Source organism: Capnocytophaga sp. oral taxon 338 str. F0234, assembly GCF_000192225.1.
Taxonomy (GTDB): Bacteria; Bacteroidota; Bacteroidia; order Flavobacteriales; family Flavobacteriaceae; genus Capnocytophaga.
Window position 1 is genome coordinate 1,592,729 of sequence record NZ_GL872413.1, and the last position, 4,070, is coordinate 1,596,798.

Annotated in this window: 3 protein-coding genes; all 3 read right to left on the reverse strand. The window is 34.6% G+C overall.

Features of this window, described 5'->3' with window-relative positions:
* Positions 1-349: 349 nt before the first annotated feature.
* Entirely contained in the window at positions 350-703 is a 354-nt protein-coding gene (locus HMPREF9071_RS07265; protein WP_009413689.1) for a DUF4280 domain-containing protein, read from the reverse strand.
* Positions 704-720: 17 nt separating this feature from the next.
* Positions 721-1,449 (reverse strand): hypothetical protein, encoded by a 729-nt coding sequence (locus HMPREF9071_RS07270; protein WP_232212933.1) that lies wholly within the window; start codon positions 1,447-1,449, stop codon positions 721-723.
* 11 nt (positions 1,450-1,460) lie between these two features.
* Positions 1,461-4,070 (reverse strand): phage baseplate assembly protein V (locus HMPREF9071_RS07275; protein ID WP_009745962.1); only part of this gene is annotated, 2,610 nt, incomplete at its 5' end.

Here is a 4,070-nt window from a genome sequence, read left to right on the forward strand (position 1 = left end):
CTATGTAGCTACTTAATTACGTTTTTACCTTCGTACATACTTGCTTGCTCTGATACGTGAAAGCAAACTAATGTACAAATATACATATAGCTTTACATAGAATTGTAAATAACTTTGTAAGTAAGTGATTGGTTAAATATATTACTAATATGCCCTAAATCACTTTATGAGCTTGTAGTGTTTATCTTCTTTTCTTATGGTTAATTAAAATTTGACCTTTAGGGAGAATTTTCTGTTCACCGGAACAGAGCAAGTTGTGTTTTGAGGCACGCATTAGGCGTTTAGGCACTCAAAACAACTTGCCCTTGCAGGGAGCTTAAAACGCACTCCGAAGTCGTGGCGATTAGACTTATTCCACATTGTGATTTTCGTTATGTCCTTTATCTTTTATGGTAATTTTACCGCCTACTGAGCACATACAATAGGAGTTTTCTGTAAGTATTTTTTGCCCGTTGATAGAGTCCTTCTCTGTGGTATCTTCCCATTTAATGGGAGCAGGCACACAAGGTAAATAACCACCAGAAGAAGGTTTTAGTTTACATTGCTTAAAAGGCTGTATATTGGAATTCGCTTGCTTGTCCTCCTCTGTAGCCATAGCTTTACCCTCAATAGTTACAAAATCTTGACTTGTAACATTGAGTTTACTTGTTGCAGTACCTTGATTGCAACTGAGTTCTGCAGTATCAGTGATGATTTGTGGCATAACTAATAAAAATTATTTCACTTTTTTATTGCTCTATCTTTATTCTCTTTACTATTCTTTAATTGAGGTAACCCAGAAAGATCTATTGCTTTATTATTATAGCGTTCATATTCTTCTCGAGTATATGTCCCAGCTACACAATCAAAGATATATTCATAATAAACATCAATAAAAACATCTATTACTTCTTTAACAACTGCCACTGTCCATTTTTTTTCTTTTTCATCAAAATCAAAGTCTAATTCATTTGCTTCTCTATGTTTTCCCGTTCGCAAATTGATAACTCCATCTTTTTCTAATACCTCTAAAACCTTATTAAAAGACCATTTCTCAAATTTTGCTTCTTCATCTACCTGTGTTTCATCTCCTATAGCATCATATTGTCTCCAAACACCTATTTTTACAGTACTTCTAAGTCCTGCAAAAGCTCCATATTCTTTTAGTCTTCCGTTGGGGTAATAAAAATACATATAATAATGGTAGGAAGGCTTAGGAGGTATCACAAGATAATATATATCATCTCCCCCTACAAATGATTCAAAAGCACTCCCATCTGCTAATATATAAAATGGGGGACGTGTTGGATCTTCTTTATAACCTTCATAGTTTCTTTTGTATAATTCAAAATCAAATCGTTTAAACATAATTGTATCTTTTAAAGAGTTTTTAACTTCAATGCTATATCTTTGCGCATTTTTACATTGTAAAAATAGAGTGATGATTATTAAGCTTATAAATATTCTCATAATATCATTTTTTATTCCAATAATGTACTTTCTCGTACTATTAACCATTGCCAATGCCACGTAAGATAACGCTCTTTTGGCGAGTCTATTCGATTTTTTGTAACAGGGTTTACTCCCAGATGTGAATAGTCCATTATGTTGTTTGTTTCCATTGCTTTGAATACAAAAAAGTTCTTATCTCTTATTTTTTCTTCCATCCTTGATTTATATATTTCTGATGGGTAGTAGAATGAATGTGGCAATCCTAAAGCGTGTAAACACTCGTGTGCAATGGTTTCCTTTTGGTGCCCATTAAATAACATTACACATTTAGATACTGAATCAAAATAACCTCCTGCTCCTTCAGTATTAGGTTCCTTATATTCAAGATCAAGAAAATACAATTTAAAATAATTTGTATAAACAGTAGAATATTTACGTTCAAATTCATTTTTGACAAAATTATCCAATCCATTATTATCTGTTATTGTTTTAGAGACAATTGTAAAAGGATAAGGCGCAGGTAAATTTAAACAGAAAGACTCTCCTTGAGCACTGTTAGGGTCTTTTTCAAGTAAATTTACTTTGATCAACGCCTGTCCTAAAGCTTTTTTTAAGAAATTAAAATTATTATCTTTACTAATAATATAATCTCTCATTATAGTTTTTATATAAACAGGAAGTATATTGATAGTTTTTACAATAGGTGCAATCATTGTAATGCAGCCTGCTAAATTTTCTGTTTTGTTCCCTTTTTCATCTACTTTAATGGCATATATTTTAATATCTATATCCTTGTCAAACTTTATTCCCTGTCCATTTTTATCTATGACTTGAAATGCCTTACAAGTAATTTTTATAGTTTCTCTTTTACCCGATTTAGGCCGCTCTATTTTTAATCTATCAATCCCTATAAAATAATGATCAGCAGTTAGTTCTTTTGTCTCATCATTGAGTTTAAACACTAAATAATCAGGTTTTTCTTTACTTAAAAATTTAATCTGTAACTCAATTTCAGCTTCACTCACTCCATAATTCTCTGTTTTAGGAAATAAGGCAATAAAAGACTTGTAATGAGTAAAATTTTGCTCAATACCATTCTTATTCTTGATTTTAAAGTTAAAAAGGGAAAAATCTTTTCTCAGTTTATTTTGTGATTCATCACTATGTCCATATTGGGTTCCATCAAGTTTGAAATTTTCTATTATATTACCACCTCTGTTTACATACCAACTATTGGGATTGGATATAAAAAATGAACTATAAGTGTTAGAAGGATTGTTTTGTTTTTCTATTTGCATTTCAGCATCTGTTTTACTATAATACTTTCCGATAAGATCTATATATTTCTCAGTATCATTAATTCCTTTCACATTGCTGTTTTCTTTATAACAATCAAACCCAAATTCTCCTTTCCAATCTTTTTTAGTTCTAAAATGCACTAAAACATAAGTATCAGGGAGAGTCTCTATTATTTCATACTCTTCTGCTTTATTACTATGCTTTGTGCCTTGCTGTCCTTTCACCTCAAGCAAGCCCTTAGAGTTTACCGTTGCCAACTCATCTGAGTGGATAAAGAGTTTTTCTACTCCTGCCACATTTGTTTCCTTTGCCTCTATCTTCATCAGGTTGTCGGAACTGAGCAAGGCGTTGCCTAAACGTGCCTCATATTCAGCTACGATTTGCCTGAGTAGCGGAGTCTCCATAATCATTTGCTGTAATATTTGCATTGTAGCTTGTCCACCTACAGTGAAGTTGAGGTTATTCCCCACACTCAGGTCAAAGTTTTTACCTGCATTCATACAGATGTTATTCGGCGCATAAAGATTGATATTGCCTTGCCCGTCCATCTCATAAATATTACGGCTCGCATCCTCAATTCTCACACTCCCCTCTGCATCATTAAGGAGTATTTTGGTGCCACTTTGCGTATGTATAGCTTTGGTCGTTGGGTTATACCCACTCTTTGCCGCGCCGTTATAATGCGCCCCCAATACAAATGGTCGTTCAGCATTGCCATTCTCAAAATCTACCATTACCTCTTCGCCTACCTCTGGGATAAAATAAAAACCTTTACCACTACCTGCATAAGGCTGTATCATCCGTATCCACGGGCTCAGTTGTTCGCCTTTCTGCCAAAAGAACTGTACCCGTACACGTCCCATTCCTTGAGGGTCGTTGTTATCTTTAACGATAGCAGGTTGCTGTTCTGCTTTGGGAAAAGCCTCGGCATTGTAATCCGCAGGCGTGCGCATCATCGGGATAGCCTCAAAACTATTTTCATAGTTCATACCGCTGTGGTAGTGCGATATTTTTATCACTCTATAGGTCTCCATCGCATGTGCATTGATGTCGGTAAGACACGCGAAGGTGTTCATCCTCAGACGTGGGTCGCGACTACGCCCTGTTACTTTAAGTGATAGCTCCCTTAAATCTTTTTCCTGACGCACTACTTCTTCTAAATCTATATCCGATTGTTCTAATGAGGTAGCTGAGTGATACTTTTGTGGTATCTTTTTGAAGAGCTTTTTAGAAGCATTTTTGGCATCCGTCTGTATAGGATTGTTTTTGTACTCACAACAAGCACTTTCAGCGTCCTTTCTATAAACTTCAGACCTATGGAAATCGTAAGCGATATATTC